Origin of the sequence: Erythrobacter aurantius (assembly GCF_023823125.1) — a bacterium.
Classification (GTDB): Bacteria; Pseudomonadota; Alphaproteobacteria; order Sphingomonadales; family Sphingomonadaceae; genus Erythrobacter; species Erythrobacter aurantius.
Window position 1 is genome coordinate 1,749,556 of sequence record NZ_CP090949.1, and the last position, 18,716, is coordinate 1,768,271.

17 protein-coding genes, 1 tRNA gene and 1 other RNA gene are annotated in these 18,716 nt (G+C 62.2%); 13 read left to right on the forward strand and 6 right to left on the reverse strand.

All coding sequences use genetic code 11. The annotated features are described in order from the left end of the window. The first annotated feature begins 43 nt into the window (after window positions 1-43). Window positions 44-1,372: a sensor histidine kinase gene (locus tag L1K66_RS08325; protein WP_252257458.1), complete on the forward strand. Its 1,329-nt coding sequence runs from the start codon at window positions 44-46 to the stop codon at window positions 1,370-1,372. Window positions 1,373-1,480: 108 nt separating this feature from the next. Beyond that, on the forward strand, window positions 1,481-1,975 hold the full coding sequence (locus tag L1K66_RS08330; RefSeq protein ID WP_252257459.1) for a hypothetical protein: 495 nt from the start codon (window positions 1,481-1,483) through the stop codon (window positions 1,973-1,975). Between the two features lie 7 nt (window positions 1,976-1,982). Here L1K66_RS08330 and L1K66_RS08335 read toward each other — a convergent pair whose 3' ends face one another. Beyond that, the gene (locus L1K66_RS08335) at window positions 1,983-2,303 is read right to left on the reverse strand and encodes a chorismate mutase (RefSeq protein WP_034952918.1); all 321 of its coding nucleotides are present in this window, start codon (window positions 2,301-2,303) and stop codon (window positions 1,983-1,985) included. A gap of 67 nt (window positions 2,304-2,370) precedes the next feature. Here L1K66_RS08335 and L1K66_RS08340 point away from each other — a divergent pair, with 67 nt between their 5' ends. Genes L1K66_RS08340 through L1K66_RS08350 form a run of 3 tightly spaced genes read left to right on the forward strand, consistent with a single transcriptional unit; the run spans window position 2,371 to window position 6,145 of the window. Continuing rightward, window positions 2,371-3,381 carry a polyprenyl synthetase family protein gene (locus L1K66_RS08340; RefSeq protein ID WP_034952920.1) on the forward strand — a complete coding sequence of 337 codons (1,011 nt, stop codon included), beginning with the start codon at window positions 2,371-2,373 and terminating at the stop codon, window positions 3,379-3,381. Between the two features lie 19 nt (window positions 3,382-3,400). Continuing rightward, window positions 3,401-5,827 carry an ATP-dependent helicase HrpB gene (hrpB, locus tag L1K66_RS08345; protein WP_252257460.1) on the forward strand — a complete coding sequence of 809 codons (2,427 nt, stop codon included), beginning with the start codon at window positions 3,401-3,403 and terminating at the stop codon, window positions 5,825-5,827. Window positions 5,828-5,866: 39 nt separating this feature from the next. Continuing rightward, a complete protein-coding gene (locus L1K66_RS08350) occupies window positions 5,867-6,145 on the forward strand; it encodes an ETC complex I subunit (RefSeq protein ID WP_252257461.1) in 279 nt (92 codons plus the stop codon). Between the two features lie 18 nt (window positions 6,146-6,163). Here L1K66_RS08350 and L1K66_RS08355 read toward each other — a convergent pair whose 3' ends face one another. Then, window positions 6,164-6,757 carry a hypothetical protein gene (locus tag L1K66_RS08355; RefSeq protein ID WP_252257462.1) on the reverse strand — a complete coding sequence of 198 codons (594 nt, stop codon included), beginning with the start codon at window positions 6,755-6,757 and terminating at the stop codon, window positions 6,164-6,166. A gap of 151 nt (window positions 6,758-6,908) precedes the next feature. Here L1K66_RS08355 and ffs point away from each other — a divergent pair. Beyond that, window positions 6,909-7,003, forward strand: an RNA gene (ffs, locus tag L1K66_RS08360) — signal recognition particle sRNA small type. A 7-nt stretch (window positions 7,004-7,010) separates the two neighbouring features. Here the strand turns inward: ffs and L1K66_RS08365 are convergent. Next, on the reverse strand, window positions 7,011-8,117 hold the full coding sequence (locus L1K66_RS08365; RefSeq protein ID WP_252257463.1) for a hypothetical protein: 1,107 nt from the start codon (window positions 8,115-8,117) through the stop codon (window positions 7,011-7,013). A 102-nt stretch (window positions 8,118-8,219) separates the two neighbouring features. Here L1K66_RS08365 and L1K66_RS08370 point away from each other — a divergent pair, with 102 nt between their 5' ends. The 4 genes from L1K66_RS08370 to L1K66_RS08385 all read left to right on the forward strand — a co-directional run bounded on the left by L1K66_RS08370 (window position 8,220) and on the right by L1K66_RS08385 (window position 13,438). Then, entirely contained in the window at window positions 8,220-10,031 is a 1,812-nt protein-coding gene (locus tag L1K66_RS08370; protein ID WP_252257464.1) for a DNA polymerase III subunit gamma/tau, read from the forward strand. Window positions 10,032-10,048: 17 nt separating this feature from the next. Continuing rightward, a complete protein-coding gene (locus tag L1K66_RS08375; protein ID WP_034953353.1) occupies window positions 10,049-10,390 on the forward strand; it encodes a YbaB/EbfC family nucleoid-associated protein in 342 nt (113 codons plus the stop codon). A 110-nt stretch (window positions 10,391-10,500) separates the two neighbouring features. Further along, the gene (gene lon, locus L1K66_RS08380; RefSeq protein ID WP_252257465.1) at window positions 10,501-12,909 is read left to right on the forward strand and encodes an endopeptidase La; all 2,409 of its coding nucleotides are present in this window, start codon (window positions 10,501-10,503) and stop codon (window positions 12,907-12,909) included. Between the two features lie 256 nt (window positions 12,910-13,165). Continuing rightward, window positions 13,166-13,438 carry an HU family DNA-binding protein gene (locus tag L1K66_RS08385; protein ID WP_034952933.1) on the forward strand — a complete coding sequence of 91 codons (273 nt, stop codon included), beginning with the start codon at window positions 13,166-13,168 and terminating at the stop codon, window positions 13,436-13,438. 103 nt (window positions 13,439-13,541) lie between these two features. Here L1K66_RS08385 and L1K66_RS08390 read toward each other — a convergent pair whose 3' ends face one another. Both L1K66_RS08390 and L1K66_RS08395 read right to left on the reverse strand, forming a co-directional pair. Further along, window positions 13,542-14,420, reverse strand: coding sequence for a hypothetical protein (locus L1K66_RS08390; protein WP_252257466.1), 879 nt, complete (start codon window positions 14,418-14,420; stop codon window positions 13,542-13,544). Window positions 14,421-14,442: 22 nt separating this feature from the next. Further along, entirely contained in the window at window positions 14,443-15,240 is a 798-nt protein-coding gene (locus L1K66_RS08395; protein WP_252257467.1) for a TrmH family RNA methyltransferase, read from the reverse strand. A 155-nt stretch (window positions 15,241-15,395) separates the two neighbouring features. Between L1K66_RS08395 and L1K66_RS08400 the strand changes: the two genes are divergently transcribed. Both L1K66_RS08400 and L1K66_RS08405 read left to right on the forward strand, forming a co-directional pair. Continuing rightward, window positions 15,396-15,481: transfer RNA gene (locus tag L1K66_RS08400), tRNA-Tyr, on the forward strand. 80 nt (window positions 15,482-15,561) lie between these two features. Then, window positions 15,562-16,728 carry a beta-ketoacyl-ACP synthase III gene (locus tag L1K66_RS08405; protein ID WP_252257468.1) on the forward strand — a complete coding sequence of 389 codons (1,167 nt, stop codon included), beginning with the start codon at window positions 15,562-15,564 and terminating at the stop codon, window positions 16,726-16,728. Here the strand turns inward: L1K66_RS08405 and L1K66_RS08410 are convergent. After that, window positions 16,689-17,801, reverse strand: a complete 1,113-nt coding sequence (locus L1K66_RS08410; RefSeq protein ID WP_252257469.1) for a phosphatase PAP2 family protein — start codon at window positions 17,799-17,801, stop codon at window positions 16,689-16,691. The genes L1K66_RS08405 and L1K66_RS08410 overlap by 40 nt on opposite strands. Before the next feature lie 140 nt (window positions 17,802-17,941). Here L1K66_RS08410 and L1K66_RS08415 point away from each other — a divergent pair, with 140 nt between their 5' ends. Then, window positions 17,942-18,694 (forward strand): phosphatidylserine decarboxylase, encoded by a 753-nt coding sequence (locus tag L1K66_RS08415; RefSeq protein ID WP_252257470.1) that lies wholly within the window; start codon window positions 17,942-17,944, stop codon window positions 18,692-18,694. The last annotated feature ends 22 nt before the right edge of the window (window positions 18,695-18,716 follow it).

The following is an 18,716-nucleotide window of genomic DNA, read 5'->3' on the forward strand; positions in this document are numbered from 1 at the left end:
TGCCATCCCCGCGCCGCAGCCGCGCGCCAGCCTTGCGCGGCGCATGGGATTTATCGCGACCGCGTGGATCATCGTGCTGCTGCTGGGCGGCGGGATCGCGCTCGAACGCACGCTGACAAGCCAGGTGCAGGCGAATTTCGACGAACAGCTCGAATACCAGCTGACGGCGATGATCTCCTCGGCGGAGATCGACAGCTTTGGCGAGGTCTGGTTCTACCGCTCGCTGGGCGACCAGCGGTTTCTTGAACCGGGCAGCGGCCTTTACTGGCAGATCGATGGAGAAGGATATGAACCGTATCCGTCGCGCAGCCTGTGGGACACGCCCTTGCAATTGCGCGGTGTCATCGAAGACGGCGCAGGCGGCTTTGTGGACGAGCCGCAGTTCTATGATTCCGCCCAGTTCGAGGGCGAGCCGCTGCGCATTGCCGAACGCACGCTGATCCTGCCCGGCAGCGACACGCGCTGGACCTTTGCCGTGGCTGCTGCGACCGAGGAACGCGACAACCAGATTCAGCGTGTGCGCTTCATCCTGTTCTGGAGTTTTGCGGTGCTGGGCCTTGGTCTGATCGGCATGGCCTTGCTTCAAATATGGTACGGGCTTTCCCCGTTACGCCGGGTGCGCGCGGCCATTTCCAAGCTGCGCACCACGGGCGAAAATCGCATCACCGAGCCGCTGCCGACAGAGGTTCAGCCGCTGGTGGATGAAGTCAACGCACTGCTCGAACACACAGAACGGCAGGCGGAGGAAGCGCGGATGCATGCGGGCAATCTCGCGCACGCGCTGAAGACCCCGCTGACTGTGCTGACCAACGCAGCGACCGCGAAGGACCCCAACCTCAATCAGGCGGTGTTTCGTGAAACCCGCACCATGCAGCGGCATGTCGATCACCACCTCGCCCGCGCACGCGCCGTCGGCCGCCGTGCTGTGGGGCAGGCGCGCACCAATGTCCGCCAGAGCGCCGAAGCGGTGCGGCGCGCAGTTGAGCGGCTTTATCCCAATGGCCGTCTCGATATCGCCGGCAGCCGCGACGCTGTGGTCGCAATCGAGCGGCAGGATCTTGACGAGATTTTCGGCAACCTGATCGAAAACGCGGCCAAATACGGCGGTGGCAGCGTGTTCGTGACGATCGATCACGAACCCGATGCCGATCAATGCGTCATCTGGGTCGAGGATGACGGAACCGGCATTCCCGAGGCTGAGCGAACGCGCATTTTCGATCGCGGGGCGCGGCTGGATACGGGCAAGCCCGGCACCGGACTTGGCCTCGCCATCGTGCGCGATGTGGTGGAGATTTACGGTGGCTCTGTCACGCTCGATGAAAGTGAAGATCTGGGCGGATTGCTGGTGGAACTGAGACTGCCACGCGCTTGAGTGCGTCGGGTGTTATTCCGGCCTGTTTTCATGGTGATACGACGACGAGTTCAGCCTGCATTCAAGCCCGCAAGGCAACTGTGCGCTTGATCAGAAGGGGAGCGGACGATGCGGGCAAGACTGGCGAGCGTTCTGGCAGGGGCAGTTATTCTGACTGCCTGCTCCACCACTCAAACTGTATCCGGGTTTGATGGGCAGCGCAGCGTATTCCACAATCCCTATGCTCCGGTTGTGATTGATCATGGCCCTGTCGGCCCCGAACAATGCGTCGGTTGTCCTGACGGAGTATGGGTCGACGGGTTTTTCTACCCCGGTCGTGGTGCCTACGCCTATGACCGCTATGGAACGCGCATCCTTTTGACCCGGCAGGAACGCAGGCAGGCGCGTGAACGCTATCGGCAAGTCAGCGCGCTGATCGAACAGAACCGCGCGATAGAGCAGTTCAACGCCGCCAAGGCCGGGGCTTTGCCGCCGCCGCCAATCCCGTCAGCGCCGCCGATTGCTTCGCAAGGCCCTTCCGCTGAAACAAAGTCTGGGAATGACAGAGGCGGGAGCAGCGCGCCGCCACCAGTACGGCTTCCCGAAAACCGCGAGCCGTTTTAGCGGGCAATCAGCCTTCGCGCGCCTTTTCGTGGTGGCGGATCACCTCATCGATGATGAAGCGCAGGAATTTCTCGCTGAATTCCGGGTCGAGATCGGCCTCTTCGGAAAGTTTGCGCAGCCGCGCGATCTGGCGTGCCTCCCGGTCGGGATCGGCTGGGGGCAGGGTGACCTTGGCCTTGTATTCGCCCACCGCCTGCGTGATGCGAAACCGTTCCGCCAACATGTGAATGATCGCGGCATCGATATTGTCGATGCTCTTGCGGTAGGCGGCCAGCACCGGGTCTCCGGCGGCGGTCTGAGTGGTCGGGCTTTGCGTTTCCTGCGGCATGGGGCGCAGAATTAGCAGCAATTCTGCGCTTGCCAAGCGCGCGACGCAGCACGTATGGCGACGAGCGATGACCGCAGATGTCGTTCCCTTGCCGCGCAAACAGCCGACGCTTGATCCGATGCTGTCGCTGACTGCCAGCGGCATGAATTCGGTCAACACCGTGATTCTGGAACGCATGCAAAGCGAAATTCCGCTGATCCCGCGTTTGGCAGGCCATCTGATTTCGGGCGGTGGCAAGCGTTTGCGGCCAATGCTCACGCTCGCTGGGGCGGAACTGGTCGGATATCAGGGCACCCGCCATCACAAGCTGGCGGCAGCGGTGGAATTCATCCACACCGCGACCTTGCTGCATGACGATGTGGTGGACGGCAGCGAATTGCGCCGGGGCAAGGCGGCTGCCAATATCATCTTTGGAAATCCCGCCACCGTGCTGGTGGGAGATTTCCTGTTCAGCCGCGCGTTCGAGCTGATGACGGAAGATGGCTCTCTGCGCGTTCTCAAGATTCTCAGCCACGCCAGCGCGGTGATCGCCGAAGGCGAAGTGTCGCAATTGAGCGCGCAGCGGCAGATCGAAACCAGCGAAGAACGCTATCTCCACATCATCGGCGCGAAAACCGCAGCCTTGTTCGCCGCGGCCAGCCAGATCAGCGCCGTTGTCGCCGAATGCAGCGACGAACAGGAGCGCGCGCTGGAAGATTACGGTCGCAACCTTGGCGTTGCGTTCCAGCTGGTGGACGATGCAATCGATTACGATTCCGACGCGGCCAGCATGGGCAAGGACCAGGGCGACGACTTCCGCGAAGGCAAGATGACGCTGCCGGTGATCCTCGCCCACGCGCGCGGCGATGCGGATGAGCGCAAGTTCTGGAAGGATGCGATCCTTGGCCACCGTTCTTCGGATGAGGACCTTGCCCACGCGATTGCGCTGATCGAAAAGCACAACGCTCTCGAAGACACGCGGGAAAAGGCGCGGCATTTTGCACAGCGTGCGATCGACGCGATTTCGATCTTCCCCGACAGCAAGGCTCGCGCTGCTATGGCCGAAGCCGCACAATTCGCTGTCGCGCGCGGTTACTGATCGCGCTAGCTAGCCGGGCGTGAGCCCTCAACTGCCCATCAATGCCGTTCTGCCGGATCTCAGGGATGCCTTGTCGCGTTCCGGCGCGGCGGTGCTGATCGCGCCTCCGGGAGCGGGCAAGACCACTGCTGTCGCGCCCGCCTTGCTCGGTGAGCAATGGTGCAAGGGGCAGATCATCATCACTTCACCGCGCCGGGTTGCCGCGCGGGCTGCGGCAGAGCGCATGGCTGAGATGCTGGGCGAACGCGCGGGCGAGACAGTCGGCTACATGACCCGGCTCGACAGCAAGACATCAGCGAAGACGCGCATTCTGGTTGTGACCGAGGCGATCCTTGTGAACCGTCTGGTGGATGATCCGGAGCTTCCGGGTGTTTCCGCCATCCTGTTCGACGAGGCGCATGAACGGCATCTCGACAGCGATCTGGGCCTCGCGCTGGCGCTGGAAACGCGCGAAGTTCTGCGTGATGACCTGCGCGTTCTGGTGATGTCGGCGACGATTGATGGCGCACGCTTTGCCCGGCTCTTGGGCGAGGGCGCGCCGGTGATTGAAAGCGAAGGGCGCAGTTTCCCGCTGGAAATCAGATGGCTGGGTGCCGATCCTGCCAAACGTCTGGAAGACCAGATGGCTTCGGCTGTGCTGACCGCATGGCGCGAGCATGATGGTGACATCCTCGCCTTCCTGCCGGGTGTCGGCGAGATCGAGCGGACCCGTGAGCGGCTTGAGGCGAAGCTTCCGCAAGCCCCGATCCTGCTGCTCCATGGTCAGGTCGAACCCGCGGCGCAGCGCCTTGCGATCCGGCGCGATTCGGAGGGTCGAAGGAGGATTGTTCTGGCGACTGCGATTGCGGAAACCTCGCTGACGCTCGACGGGGTGTCTGTTGTGGTCGACAGCGGCCTTGCACGGTCCGCCCAATATGACCGCGCGGCTGGCACCACGCATCTTGTCACGCATCGGGCAAGTCAGGCCGCTGCTGCACAAAGGGCAGGGCGCGCGGCGCGGCAAGGGCCGGGTGTCGCCTATTGGCTGTGGGAGGAAGGCGGTCATCTGGGGCGGCCCGAATTTGCTCCGCCGGAGATCGAAACAGCCGATCTGACCGCGCTGATGCTCAGGCTCGCCAAATGGGGAACGGGCGATCCGGCTGCGCTGCGCTGGCTGGATCCGCCGCCCGAGGCATCGGTCAAGGCGGCGCGAGCCAGCCTGCTCGCAATCCGCGCTATCCACGATGACGGCAGGATCACCGATTGGGGAGAGAAGATATCAACCTTGCCGCTTGAGCCGCGCTGGGCGGCGGCGGTGCTGGCGGGGGCTGGCAGCGGGCAAGGGGAGAAACTCGCCCAATTTGCCCTGCTTGCGCAGGAGCGGGGGCTTGGCGGCAGAGGCGAAGACCTTGCTCACAGGCTCGATCGCTGGATGCAGGATCGTTCGCCAAGGGCCACCGCCAGTCGCAAGCTGGCTGCGGGCTGGGCGCGACAGGCCGAGCGGATCATGGGCAGAACGGACGCCGAGTGGCGCGACCCGGCAGTGCATCTCGCCTTCGCCATGCCCGACAGGATCGCGCGGCGAAGGGGCAAGTCGGGCGAACAATGGATTTCTGGCGGAGGTCGCGGTTTCCAGCTTGATCCGACTTCACCGCTGGCTCGGGCGGAATGGATGGTGATCGCCGATGCACAGGGCGAGGCCAAAGGGGCGCGGATCACAGCCGGAGTGGAAATCGATCCGGCCCTGATTGATCAGGATCTGGGCGATTTGATCGAGTCGCGATCGGCTTTGAACTGGAATGCCAAGGAGGGTCGCGTCGAGGCGCGGCTCGAAAAGCGGCTTGGCGCGATCACTATGGCAAGCGGCCCCGATCCACAGCCTGACCCAAGCGCCATTGTGGACATGCTTGTGGAGAAAGCCCGGGACAGGCTGGGGGGAATTCTCCCCGCGGCGCTTCTGGCACGAGGGCGCTACGCCGGAATCGAGAGCCTGACGGATGCCGGATTGCAGGGAAGTATCGACCTGTGGCTCCGGCCGCTGCTCGATGGCCGCCGCGATCTTGATGTTGCCAAGGCAAGGTTGGCCGATGCCGTGCTGAACACGCTCGACTGGAATGATCGCCAGACGCTCGATCGCGCGGCGCCGACCCATTTCACCTCTCCCGCCGATACGCGCCATGCCATCGATTATTCAGGTGATGACGCGCCCAGCGTGGAGGTGCGGGTGCAGGCCCTGTTCGGGCTGGACAACCACCCGATGATCGGGCGGACGCCTTTGCTGCTGAAGCTGACCAGTCCGGCCGGGCGTCCAATCCAGTCCACGCGCGATCTGCCCAGATTCTGGCGCGGTTCGTGGGCTGACGTGGCCAAGGATATGAAGGGTCGTTATCCCAAGCATCGCTGGCCGGATCAGCCCTGGCTGGAAAAGCCAAGCCTCAAGACCAAAAACGCCTTCAATCGCGAATAGGTTTGGACTATCGGACCCGTAGACAAGGGATCACGAACAATGACCGCAATCATCTACCAGCAACCCAAGAGCGCGATGCAATCGGGTAAGGCGAAGACCGATGTCTGGGTGCTCGAATTCGAGGGGAGCGAGGCACGCAAGCCCGATCCGCTGATGGGATGGACCGGAAGCGGTGACACGCAGGCGCAGGTGAAGCTGAATTTCCCGACGAAGGAAGCGGCGAAGGCCTATGCCGAGAAATACGGCATCACCGCCCGCGTGCACGCTTCCCCGCCGAAAAAGCTCAAATTGCAGGCCTACGCCGACAATTTCCGGTAAGCGGCTGCTGCCAGCGCATCAGCCTTTGTAGCGGATGCGCCCGGCATTATAGAGCGCGCGGCAATCGCTTGCATCGCGCATGGTGTCTTCCTCCAGCAGGACGCTGGCCATGCCGTCCCCTGCAAAGCGCGGATCGTCGCATTCGCCATCATTGGCCCACTGGCTGCTGTCGTCACCGAAGCTCCAGCTTCCCGCGGCGCGCCGCATCTGGATTGCGCCTGACTGATACAGGCCGCGGCAGTCTGTGGCATCGCGCAGACGATCGGCGTCGAGCAGGGTCGCCGCCATGCCGCGTCCCGTGAAGCGAGGGTCATCGCACTCGCCATCATTGGCCCACTGGCTCGAATTGTCGCCAAAATCGACATAACGGGTCAGCAAGCGGATGCGCCCCGCATCATAAAGTGCACGACAATCGTTGGCATCGCTCATGGTATCTTCGTCAAGCAGGGTTGCGGCCATCCCGCTGCCTTCGAAGCGCGGATCATCGCACTCGCCATCATTGGACCATGTGCTTGAGTTGTTGCCGAAATTCACTTCCTGCGCGTGTGCCGGCGCTGCGGTGAATGTGGCCGCCATCGCAAAGGCACAGACGGCAGAAATTGGCTTCTTCATGATAATACCCCTCCAGCGGACCCGAGAATGTCCATCGGCTTCGCCGCATTAACTCCGGCTGAAGTCACGATCAGTCGCCCGCATCTGCGGAATTAGCACGCTTTGAGCGCAAAGCAGGTTGAAAATTTCGCCCCGCTCGTCATATGGGGGCTCGGGAGTCGGGTGGACGTTTGCGTTCGCTCACCGGGTCAGGTCCGGAAGGAAGCAGCCCAGGTGAATTGCGGCGGGTCGCTCGGCTCCTTTTCCATTCAGTTCAGTCAAGCGATACGCCAAGCTCGCGGGCCTTGGCTTCCAACGCCGCGTGCGCGGCCCCGGTCTGTTTGAGCGTGATCGCATCGACCTCCCGGACCCAGATCTGGAAATCGGCGAGAGCAAGGCAAAATGCCTGAGGATCTTCCGCCGTCCTTGCGTCTCCCATCCGTTTGACGATCGGCATCATGTCGAGCACTTTTTCCATTGCAGCCAGCGGGTTGCCGGTGGGACTGGCATAACCCGAAGCCTCCATCACAAGGCCAACGATATCCATCGTCTCGATCTTGCCTGATTGGTCCAGCTTCCAGATCATCCAAGTCGTCAGCCGGTCGCGATAGCTTGTGCGTTCCAGCATCTTGGCGCTGAACCTGTCGGAAAACCGATCTTCGGCGAGCAGGTCGCGCATTTCGGACAGGACGGCCTCGTCGGCGCAGCGCGTGGCGTTGAGGGAGGCGGGAATATCGACCTGAGGCATTGCTGGGCGCGGCGTGCCTTCGGGCAACCGGCCGAACGCTTCCCCGAACTGGGCGCGGGTCAAATCTTCGCGTGAACAGGTCAGGCTGACTTCGCCCAAGCCATGATCGAGAGCGAGAAACACCCGCGTCGGCTCGCCTTCGACTTCGACAGTCTTTTCGAAGCTCATCCAGCCCACGGCGCTGATCATGCTCATCGGTGTGTTGTCGTAGTCGCGGTAGACATAGGTCCACCCGCCGTCCGCTTCGAGAACCTCACCGATTTGCGACATGATGTCCTGCGCCAGTTCCTCATCGGCCAGCTTGAAGGAATAGGTCATCTGGAACAGCCGGTTGCTCCACGCTGTCGACATCGGTTTAGCGGTGTCGAACGGAGCGTAGCTGTCCGGCATGACCAGACCGGGCGTGATCAATTGCTCCACCCTCGTGCTGCCGGGCACTCCCGTTTCGCCAAATGCATACTGCATCGCGCCATTGGGAGAGCACATCCGCTCAAGCCGCTGGGCAGACAGGTTTGCCAGTGAAATCGGCGTATCCGTTGCCGTCGACGAGGTGCTGTCGCCAACCGGCTGAGCAAAGGTCGGCGCCGCCATGCCAAGAGCCAGGGATGCCGCGATCAGGGAAGAGATTTTCATCGCGGTGATCTATTCCCGGCACGGCCCAATGACAATGCGGATCGTGCAAAACCGGGGTGCTTTGCAATCGACATCCTTGCTACCAGCGCCTAGCTTGCGGCCGTGCACGATTCCGATCCCGACCTTGACGAACACGAAGAAGAAAACGGCCCGACGGCTGCCGAGCTTGAGGCTGCCGGGCAGAATTCGATGTTTGGCGGGGCGGATATGGGCGAAGCGCCGCCGCCTCCACCCGCGCCGCCGCCTGCTGCCGCGCCAGCTGCCGATTCAAGCCAGCCCTATCGCGTGCTCGCGCGGAAATATCGCCCGCAGACCTTTTCGCAGCTGATCGGGCAGGAACCGATGGTGCGCACGCTCGCCAATGCGATCGAGCGTGACCGGCTGGCGCATGCGTTCCTGATGACGGGGGTACGCGGGGTCGGGAAGACATCGACCGCGCGCCTGATCGCCAAGGCGTTGAACTGCATAGGTCCGGACGGGCAGGGAGGGCCGACGATTGATCCTTGCGGGCAGTGCGAGCCGTGCCGGGCGATTGCCGAAGGGCGGCACATCGACGTGATCGAGATGGACGCGGCGAGCCACACCGGGGTCGATGACGTTCGCGAGATCATCGAACAGGTGCGCTACGCGGCGGTTTCGGCGCGCTACAAGATCTACATCATCGATGAAGTGCACATGCTCTCGCGCAACGCCTTCAACGCGCTGCTCAAGACGCTGGAAGAGCCGCCCGCGCATGTGAAGTTCCTGTTCGCCACCACCGAGGTCGAAAAGCTGCCCGTGACGGTGCTCAGCCGCACGCAGCGGTTTGACCTCAGGCGCATCCCGGCAGACTTGCTGGCCGGGCATTTCGGCAATGTCTGCAAGGCCGAAGGGGTGGAGGCCGAGGAAGAGGCGCTGCGCATCATCGCCGCCGCTGCCGAAGGTTCGGTGCGTGACGGGCTTTCGATCCTCGATCAGGCGATTGCCCATGCCGACATGGATTCCGAAGGCAAGGTCACGGCAGAGCGGGTGCGCGACATGCTCGGCCTTGCCGACAAGAGCGCGCAACGCCGCCTGCTTGGCCATATCCTCGAAGGCGACGCCAAGGCGCTGCTGGCCGGGATTGACGAGCAATATGCGCTGGGCGTCGAGCCGCTGGCGCTTATGCGTGCGTTGATGGATCTGGTGCACCGGATCACGGTCGCGCAGGTATCCGGCGGAGAGCCCGATGCGCCAAGCGAGGAGGAGCGCACCGCGCTTGCCGCATTCGCGGCAAAACTGGGAGCGCCCGAACTGCACCGGCTTTGGCAATTGCTGCTGAAAGGGCATGAGGAAGTGCGTCAGGCGCCGGATCCTCTGGTGGCGCTGCAAATGGCGCTGTTGCGGGTGCTGCACGCCGCCGAAATGCCCGATCCGGGCAAGCTGGCAAGGCGGATAGAGGAATTGGCGAAGGGCGGGGCGATTGCCGCAGCGCCTGCTGCTCCCGCTGCCGATGCGGGCGCCGGTGCCGGTGGGACGCCGTCTGCCCAATTCCCCAGCGATTCCCAGCTAGAATGGGGCGCGCTGGTGGATCAGGTCGATGCATCCGGCCAGTTGCGCGTCGCTCAGATGATGCGCGACCGGGTGCGGGTGATCGCGCTTTCGCCGGAGCGGCTGGTTTTCGAACAGGCGGACAATTTCCCCGACGATCCTTCTCCCGATATACGCGACGCGCTGTTCAAGCTGACGGGCAAGCGTTGGCTGGTCGAACGCGGGGAGGGCGATGCCAGCCCCAGCCTGCGTGAAATCGCCGAGACCGAGGCGAAGGAAGCGCGAGAGCGGATCGAAAGCCACCCGCTGGTGCAGGCGACCATGAACGCCTTTCCCGATGCCGAACTGATTGACCCCCAAGACACTGTTGCCAGCGCCTCATCGGCGGGCGGCAGATGGAACTGACCGAAAGGACCCCCAAGATGAAATCGATGGAAGAGATGATGGCTGCCGCACAGCAGGCCGCTGAAACCATCCAGAAGCAGATGAACGAGATGCAGGTGAAGCTCGACTCGATCGAAGTCGAGGGCACCGCAGGAGGCGGCCTTGTGAAGGTGCGCGCTTCAGCCAAGGGCCGCATCCTGGGTGTCAGCATCGACGACAGCCTGATGAAACCGGAAGAAAAGGGCATCGTCGAAGACCTCGTCACCGCCGCCTTCAACGATGCGCGCGACAAGGCTGATCGGGTGTCGAATGATCAGATGAAGGAAATGCAGGGCAGCATGGGCTTGCCGCCGGGCTTCAACCTGCCGGGCATGGGGTGAGCGTCACCGCCGCTTCCACAGCTTCCTGAACCCCGGCATTGCGGGGGAGGGGAGGCCTTCCCATATTCGGGCAAACGGCGCGCCCCAATGGCGGCCTCGGATAACAGAATATGACCCAAAGCTTTCCTCTCCTCCCCTTGCGCGACATTGTCGTGTTCCCCGGCATGGTCGTGCCGCTGTTCGTCGGGCGCGACAAATCTGTTGCCGCGCTCGAAGCGGCGATGGAAACGTCGAAGGACATATTCCTGCTCGCCCAGCTCGATCCGGGCTGCGACGATCCCGAAGGCGATGACCTTTACGATGTCGGCGTCGTCGCGCGGGTGCTGCAATTGCTGAAACTGCCCGACGGCACTGTGCGAGTGCTGGTCGAAGGCGTCGAGCGCGCGAGCCTTGCCTTACTGCGGACCGAAGAAGACTACGTTGTTGCCGAAGTATCGGTGACAGAGCCGGAAACCGTTGCCGGAACCGAAGTCACCGCGCTGATGCGGCAAGTGGTCGAACAGTTCGGCGAATATGCCAAGCTCAACAAGAAGATGGGCGAGGAAACCAATGTCGATCTGACCGATGTCGATGACGCTGGCCAACTGGCCGACACCATCGCCGCGGCGCTGAATGCCAAGGTTTCGGACAAGCAATCCTTGCTGACCGAGGTCAACCCGTTGAAGCGGCTCGAACTCGTCATGGCCTTCATGGAAGGCGAATTGTCGGTGCTGCAGGTCGAGCGCAAGATCCGCGGGCGCGTGAAGCGCCAGATGGAGAAGACCCAGCGCGAATATTACCTCAACGAACAGCTGAAGGCGATCCAGAGCGAACTGGGCGGCGGTGACGGCGAAGAGGCCGACGAAATCGCCGAACTGACCGACAAGATCGAGAAAACCAAGCTTTCGAAAGAGGCCAAGGCCAAGGCGAAATCGGAGCTTAAGAAGCTCAAGGGCATGCAGCCCATGAGCGCCGAGGCAACCGTGATCCGCAATTACCTCGATGTGCTGCTGGGCCTGCCCTGGGGCAAGAACAGCCGCATCAAGAAGGATATCGGCAAGGCGCAGGAAATCCTCGATGCCGATCACTACGGGCTTGAAAAGGTCAAGGACCGGATCATCGAATATCTCGCCGTGCAGGCGCGCACCAACAAGCTGAAGGGGCCGATCCTGTGCCTCGTCGGCCCTCCGGGTGTGGGCAAGACCTCGCTTGGCAAGTCGATTGCAAAGGCGACGGGCCGCGAATTTGTGCGCCAGTCGCTGGGCGGCGTGCGCGACGAGGCCGAAATCCGTGGCCACCGGCGCACCTATATCGGCTCGATGCCGGGCAAGATCGTCAACAATCTGCGCAAGGCCGGGACGAGCAATCCGCTGTTCCTGCTCGATGAAATTGACAAGCTGGGGCAGGATTTCCGGGGCGATCCGGCTTCGGCGCTGCTCGAAGTGCTGGATCCGGAACAGAACAACAAGTTCCAGGATCACTATCTGGAGCTGGATCTGGACCTGTCGAACATCATGTTCGTCACCACCGCCAACAGCCTCGATCTGCCGCAGCCGCTGCTTGACCGGATGGAGATCATCCGGCTCGAAGGCTATACCGAGGACGAGAAGGTCGAGATCGCCAAGCGCCACCTGATTGATCGCCAGATCAAGGCTCATGGATTGAAGAAGGGCGAATTCGAGCTGACCGAGCCGGCCCTGCGCGATCTGATCCGCTACTACACCCGCGAAGCCGGTGTCCGCACGCTGGAGCGCGAGATCGCCCGGCTGGCCCGCAAGAGCCTGCGCAAGATACTCGAAAAGGAAGTCGCCTCCGTTTCGATCACGCCCGAGAACCTTGGCGACTTCGCCGGGGTGCGCAAGTTCAAGCACGGGATGAGCGAGGACGAGCCGCAGGTCGGTGCTGTCACGGGGCTTGCATGGACATCGGTGGGCGGTGAACTGCTCACCATCGAATCGGTGACCACCCCGGGCAAGGGGGAGATCCGAACGACCGGGAAACTGGGCGATGTGATGCAGGAAAGCGTCGCTGCCGCATTTTCCTTCGTGAAGGCGCGTGCGCCCAGCTACGGTATCAAGCCGTCGCTGTTCCAGCGCAAGAACGTGCACATCCACTTGCCCGAAGGTGCCGTGCCAAAGGACGGCCCCAGCGCGGGTATTGGGATGGTGACATCAATCGTATCGACCCTGACGGGCGCTGCTGTGCGCCCCGACGTGGCGATGACGGGCGAAGTCACCCTGCGTGGCCGGGTGCTGGCGATTGGCGGGCTCAAGGAAAAGCTGCTGGCCGCCCTGCGCGGCGGGATCACCACGGTGCTTATTCCTGAAGAGAATGTGAAGGATCTCGTCGAACTTCCTGAAAATGTGAAGGAAGGGCTGGAGATCATTCCGGTGAGCCATGTCGATCAGGTGCTGCAACACGCGCTGGTTGAAATGCCCGCACCAATCGAGTGGACCGAAGCGGATGATCTGGCCTCGCAGCCGACGGCGCAGGGACAGGCGGTCGGCAGCGGCGGTTCTGACGTGCCAACCGCGCATTGATCGGATAGAGCCGCGCATGCTTGTCGCGATTCGCGGTAGGGTCGCTTGATGTTTCGGAATTTGACGGTGTGTCGCATCGCTCTGGCGGTGCGAAGGCCGGCTATGTCGTTGCCCTGTCTTGATCAGACTGGCTTCTGAATGGCTCTATTCCGGGAGATTTGTCTTTGACAGCCTCCGCAAAAAGGTTTCAATCTACCGCCTTTGCGGCTTGGCGATTCACCAATTCCGATTTCAATAAAATAGAGGGGACGACGAGATGAATAAAAATGACCTGATCAGCGCGGTTGCCGAATCCAGCGGACTTTCCAAGAATGATGCGTCGAACGCCGTAGAAGGCGTTTTTGAAGCCATTCAGAAGGCTTTGGCAAATGGTGACGAAGTGCGCCTGGTCGGGTTTGGGACCTTCGCGGTTGCCAAGCGCAAGGCCTCGATGGGCCGCAACCCGCGCACCGGCGAACCGATGCCGATCAAGGCTTCCAACCAGCCCAAGTTCAAGGCCGGCAAGGGCCTCAAGGACGCGGTGAACTGATCCGGCCGGATTAGACCGCAACGGCGCCTGACCTGGCGCTAGCGAATAAAAGAACCCCGCCTGCCACATGCCGTGGCAAGCGGGGTTTCTTTTTGCTCTGCAATCAGCGCGACAGGTCGAGCAATGCCGTAGGCGCGGTTTTGGTGCGCGGTGAGATTGCCCAGGTCAGCACCTCGCCATTGGGCGAGCGGCTGGCCCCTTCATCGGTGTTGTTGGCCATGATGCGACCACTGGTGACGATGGTGAAGGTGCCTTCGACAGTCGGAAATTCGGGCATCTTCGGCCCGTCCTCACCTTCGTCGCTGATAGCCGACAACCCTGCGAGGCCTGCCATGCCGCCCATCATCGCGGCCAAAGGATTGGCATCATTCTCGGCAGCGAAGCCGGGGGCGTTGATTCGCACGACATCGCCCTTGCGCAGGATGATCTGGACGAACGGATTGGTCGTCGGGAAATCCTCGATCACGGGGAACATGAAGTCGTGGTTCAGCTCTCCGGTGACGGAATAGCGGATGTCAAACAGGCCATCGCCCTTGGCTTCGACCTTTTCCCACCCTTCCTGCCGCAGCAGCAGCCGCGTCAGCTCGGCGGTGGCTTCGGGGTTGGCCGGGTCGATCCCAGCCATCAGCGCTGCCATCTGTTCCGATTTGCGCGCAGCCTCCGCCGCGCGCGCCTCCGCCCCGGCTTCCCATTCGGCGCGCTGGCCGGCGATTTCATTCCGGCTGCATTCGCGTTCTTCGAATGTGTTGTCGTTGAAGCAGGGTTTGGGCTCGAACGTTTCGGGCGCGTTGCCCATCTCGGCAAGCTGCGAAAGCCCGACGAAGAAGATTTCGCCTTCGTAGGTGAAGGTGAATTGGTCGGGTTCTGTCAGGATCAGTTCCGAGGTGAATTTGCCCGGCGTGACGAAACAGCCGGAAAGCACCATCGAAAGGCCCGCCAACAGGGCGGTGGCCGCCATCCGTGTCGCTTGGTGCATTCTCATCGCCAATCCTCCCTTTGTGTATTCATCCAGTCGGGCGCGTCGCCACGGCGTACAATGCAATCGCTGCTGCATTGGAAACATTAAGACTTTCGATATCCGACGATATCGGCAGCTTGGCCAAGGCATCGCAATGAGCGGCGATATTATGCCGCAAACCTTCGCCCTCCGCACCCAGAACAATGGCGAGCGCCCCCACCGGCATCGCTTCGGCGAGGGTTGCTTCGGCTTCACCAGCCATGCCAATGCGCCAGTATCCGGCTTCGGCCAGTTCATCGAGCGCCCTTGCGAGGTTCACCACCCTGATCCACGGCACAACCTCCAGCGCGCCCGAGGCCGATTTCGCCACCACCCCACCTTCGGGCGGAGCATGGCGATCCTGCGTGACGATGCAGGCGGCGTTGAACGCGGCGGCAGATCGCAGGATCGCGCCGACATTGTGCGGATCAGTCACCTGATCGAGTACGACAACAGGCCGTGCCGGATCGCCGTCCGCCACCTCGTCGAGAAACCGGTCTTCCAGCGGCTCGCATTCCAGAACTAGCCCCTGATGCGGCGCGTCCTTCGCCACCAGACGCGCCAGATCGGCGACATCGGCATATTCCACCGGAAAATCGGGCGGCAATTCTCCGTCGAGGCTCTCGATTCCCTCGCGCGTCGCCCACAATTTGCGATGCTGGCGATCGGGGTTTTTCAGGGCGGCTTCGACCGGATGGCGTCCCCACAGCCGGACATAGCCGGAGGTAGCCCGACCGGAACCGCGCCCTCCCTTCATCCGTCCCGCGCGTCCGCGCAGTGCGCGTTTCTTGTCACCTTTGGCCATTTGTCGTCCTGATATCTGAAGTTCTGATGCTCCCCTGCCAGTCGCCCCATTGACAGGCAAGCGTCGCTTCGCCAAAGGGGCGCCTCTCGGCAGCGGGGCCCTTGTGGCCGCGCGCATTTTTCGGAGCCGCGAAAGCTCCCGAAAGGCCCATGTGTGGACAGGTGGCCGAGTGGTTAAAGGCAGCAGACTGTAAATCTGCCCGCGCAAGCGTACGCTGGTTCGAATCCAGCCCTGTCCACCACCGGCCTGCTTCTGACATTTGAGGATTGCCACAATCACAGGCTTGCAGCGTCTGAGGTCGAGGCCTAATGCCTGCGCCCCATGCAAGACACCCTTTCGCAAACGGCGCAAGACGGCGCCAAGCTGACCGGTCGCCCGGTCATTTCCGCAACCGGGCTTTTCACCCCTGCGGAATCGATCACGAATGAAGAGCTGGTCGCCAGCTTCAACGAATATGTTGACCGGTTCAACGCGGCCAACGCGGCCGCCATCGAAGCGGGCGAGATGGAGGCCTTGCAGCATTCCTCGGTCGAATTCATCGAGAAGGCGAGCGGGATCAAGGCGCGCCACGTGATGAGCAAGGCGCCGATTCTCGATCCCGACATCATGGCGCCGCGCTGGGATGCGCGATCGAATGAACAATGGTCGATGATGGCCGAAATCGGTGTCGCGGCTGCCAAACAGGCGCTTGAGCGGGCCGGGCGCAAGCCAGAGGATGTCGATGCGGTACTGTGCGCGGCATCGAACATGGAGCGTCCCTATCCCGCGATGGCGATCGAGATCCAGCAGGCGCTGGGCATCGAAGGTTTCGGCTTCGACATGAACGTAGCCTGTTCCTCCGCCACTTTCGGCATCCAGACGGCAGCCGATTACATCCGTGCGGGCAATGCCAAGAGCGTGCTGGTGGTCAGCCCGGAAATCACTTCGGGCCATCTCAACTGGCGCGACCGTGACAGCCATTTCATCTTCGGCGATGTCGCCACCGCGGTGCTCGTCGAAGACGCAGCCATCGCCCCGGCAAAGCACTGGGAAATCCTAGGCACCAAGCTGAAGACGGTGTTTTCCAACAACATCCGCAACAATTTCGGCTTCCTCAACCGGGCCAACCCCGAAACCGCCGGAACGGCTGACAAGCTGTTCGTCCAGGAAGGGCGCAAGGTGTTCAAGGAAGTGGTGCCGATGGTCGCGCAGATGATCATCGACGAAGCGCAGCGGCTTTCGCTCGAACCGACGGCACTGCGTCGCCTGTGGCTGCATCAGGCGAATGCCGGGATGAACCGCCTGATCGCGCACAAGGTGCTGGGCCATGAAGCCAATGATGACGAAAGCCCGACGGTGCTCGACACCTATGGCAACACGTCAAGCGCGGGTTCGATCATCGCCTTCCACCTGAACAGCGATGATCTGGCTGCCGGTGACACCGGGCTGATCTGCAGCTTTGGCGCGGGCTATTCGGCAGGGACAGTGTTCGTCCGCAAGACCGCCTGATCGCGCGCATCGGTCCATTTGTCCCACGCAGCGACAATCCGCTGCGAAACGGCCCAGATCGCGGCGACCGCCAGCAGCGAAACAAGCCCGTCTACCGCATAATGGTAGGCCAGGTGGACGCTGCTGATCCATGTGATGAAGAAGAACACGGCGAAGAACGCGCCCCATTTGGGTGAGATGCGGCGCACCGCGATCCAGTAAAGGAAAGCGATGGCGCAATGCATGCTGGGCATGGCGGTGATCCCGCTGCCAAGGCCGCTCTGATCCTTGCCATACCATTCCAGCAGCATTTCCTGCACCGGCAGCACCATGATCGGCACCTGTTCGTTGGCCGCGTACAGATAGGCCATCTGCGCGTCGAAAGTGCTGTTGCCCAACATGGGGCCGACAAAGCACGGGCCAACCGAGGCGAGCCAGGTCGCCATCGCCCCGCCGACGAGCGTCCAGCTGAGCACATAGGACAGGAAGAACTGCCGCCGCACCCGGCTGTCGATATTGGCGAAGGCGAAGAACATCACGCCCGGATAGAGCAGCAGGAACCACAGGTGGTACAGCAGCGCCAAAGTAGCGGTAACGATCGGATAGCCGAGCACCGGCTGCAACACCTGCCATGCATCTTGGCCAAAGAAGATCGCCCGGTCCCATTCGATGAAGGCGCGGTCCCAGGTGTAGGCATTGAACAGCGGAATCGCCGATTTCATCTTTGAAAAATACGGCAGAAGGAAGATCGCGACCCCAAGCATGGGCAGACCGGCGGCAACGCGCAGCCTGAATTCGGGGGTGGAATAGCGCGCCTTGAGATGGGCGACCGGGCTATCGGGGCGGTGGCGATGCAATTCGCGCACCGCATCCCAGCAGGCCAGCACCACCACGAACATGAAGAATATCTGCGAATTGGCGAGTATGCCGGTGACACCTGGGTTGATTCCATGTGCCGCGAGCAGGCTCACGCACAGGATCATCAACGCGCAGCCGATGGCATAGATCGGCACTTCTCCCAGCCATCGCTGTGCGAGCGGGCTCGCAGTGGCTTGGCCGGATGGCGTGCCGGGCGTCGTTGCTGCCGTGTCCATTGGGCGAAATTGCTCCCGTACTGCCCGCTGCGATCCTTCGTCCGGCAAATAGGGTAAACATCTCACTAAAGTGTGAATGGGCTCAATCGGTTGCGCACGCTCGCTTGCGAGGCGTTGCGCCACAGCCTAGAGGCGTAGGCATGGCAGGTGAAATTCTCGACAATCAGGGCCGCGGCGAAGCAAGCTGGGGTTGGCCCCCGATCCATCCCGAAGGTCGCAAATATGGCGTGATCGCCATCGCGATTTCTCTCATCCCGCTCCTGATCTTCGATTGGGAGATCATCGGCTGGCCGCTGTTGCTGCTGTCGCTGGGCGTCTTCGCGTTCTTCCGCGATCCCGAACGCGTGGTGCCGCAGGGCGACAATTCGATCGTCGCGCCGGCTGACGGTCTGGTGACGCTGATCACCACGGTGGAGCCGCCGGTGGAATTGCAGGTGGATGACGGCTCGGGCAATCCGGGACTTCCGGCTGGTCCGGTCACGCGCATTTCGATTTTCATGAGCGTGTTCGACGTACACATCAATCGCGCGCCGATTGCGGGCACCGTACGACGGGTCGTCTATGTGCCGGGGAAGTTCGTGAATGCCGATCTCGACAAGGCGAGCGAAGAGAACGAGCGCCAGCACATCCTGATCGAAGGCGGCGATGGCCTCGCCATCGGCTTTACCCAGATCGCCGGACTGGTCGCGCGCCGCATCGTCCCGTTCGTGAAGCCGGGCGATATGGTGGCCAAGGGGCAGCGCGTGGGCCTGATCCGGTTTGGCAGCCGGGTCGATGTCTATCTGCCCGCGGGCACCGATGCCAAGGTGATGATGGGGCAGAAGATTGTCGCAGGCGAGACGGTGCTGGCGGAAATCGGCGCGACCCAGCTGATCGAAGGGATTGCGCAATAGTGATCGCCGCAGGCGGTCGCGC

Bases quoted from the DNA above. Each gene is read 5' to 3' on its own strand.
- L1K66_RS08325 (WP_252257458.1), top strand. From the start codon at position 44: ATGGGATTTATCGCGACCGCGTGGATCATCGTGCTGCTGCTGGGCGGC.
- L1K66_RS08390 (WP_252257466.1), bottom strand. From the start codon at position 14,420: ATGAGAATGCACCAAGCGACACGGATGGCGGCCACCGCCCTGTTGGCG.
- L1K66_RS08340 (WP_034952920.1), top strand. From the start codon at position 2,371: ATGACCGCAGATGTCGTTCCCTTGCCGCGCAAACAGCCGACGCTTGAT.
- L1K66_RS08415 (WP_252257470.1), top strand. From the start codon at position 17,942: ATGGCAGGTGAAATTCTCGACAATCAGGGCCGCGGCGAAGCAAGCTGG.
- L1K66_RS08330 (WP_252257459.1), top strand. From the start codon at position 1,481: ATGCGGGCAAGACTGGCGAGCGTTCTGGCAGGGGCAGTTATTCTGACT.
- L1K66_RS08395 (WP_252257467.1), bottom strand. From the start codon at position 15,240: ATGGCCAAAGGTGACAAGAAACGCGCACTGCGCGGACGCGCGGGACGG.
- L1K66_RS08350 (WP_252257461.1), top strand. From the start codon at position 5,867: ATGACCGCAATCATCTACCAGCAACCCAAGAGCGCGATGCAATCGGGT.
- L1K66_RS08410 (WP_252257469.1), bottom strand. From the start codon at position 17,801: ATGGACACGGCAGCAACGACGCCCGGCACGCCATCCGGCCAAGCCACT.
- L1K66_RS08365 (WP_252257463.1), bottom strand. From the start codon at position 8,117: ATGAAAATCTCTTCCCTGATCGCGGCATCCCTGGCTCTTGGCATGGCG.
- L1K66_RS08375 (WP_034953353.1), top strand. From the start codon at position 10,049: ATGAAATCGATGGAAGAGATGATGGCTGCCGCACAGCAGGCCGCTGAA.
- L1K66_RS08355 (WP_252257462.1), bottom strand. From the start codon at position 6,757: ATGAAGAAGCCAATTTCTGCCGTCTGTGCCTTTGCGATGGCGGCCACA.
- lon (WP_252257465.1), top strand. From the start codon at position 10,501: ATGACCCAAAGCTTTCCTCTCCTCCCCTTGCGCGACATTGTCGTGTTC.
- L1K66_RS08405 (WP_252257468.1), top strand. From the start codon at position 15,562: ATGCAAGACACCCTTTCGCAAACGGCGCAAGACGGCGCCAAGCTGACC.
- L1K66_RS08385 (WP_034952933.1), top strand. From the start codon at position 13,166: ATGAATAAAAATGACCTGATCAGCGCGGTTGCCGAATCCAGCGGACTT.
- L1K66_RS08335 (WP_034952918.1), bottom strand. From the start codon at position 2,303: ATGCCGCAGGAAACGCAAAGCCCGACCACTCAGACCGCCGCCGGAGAC.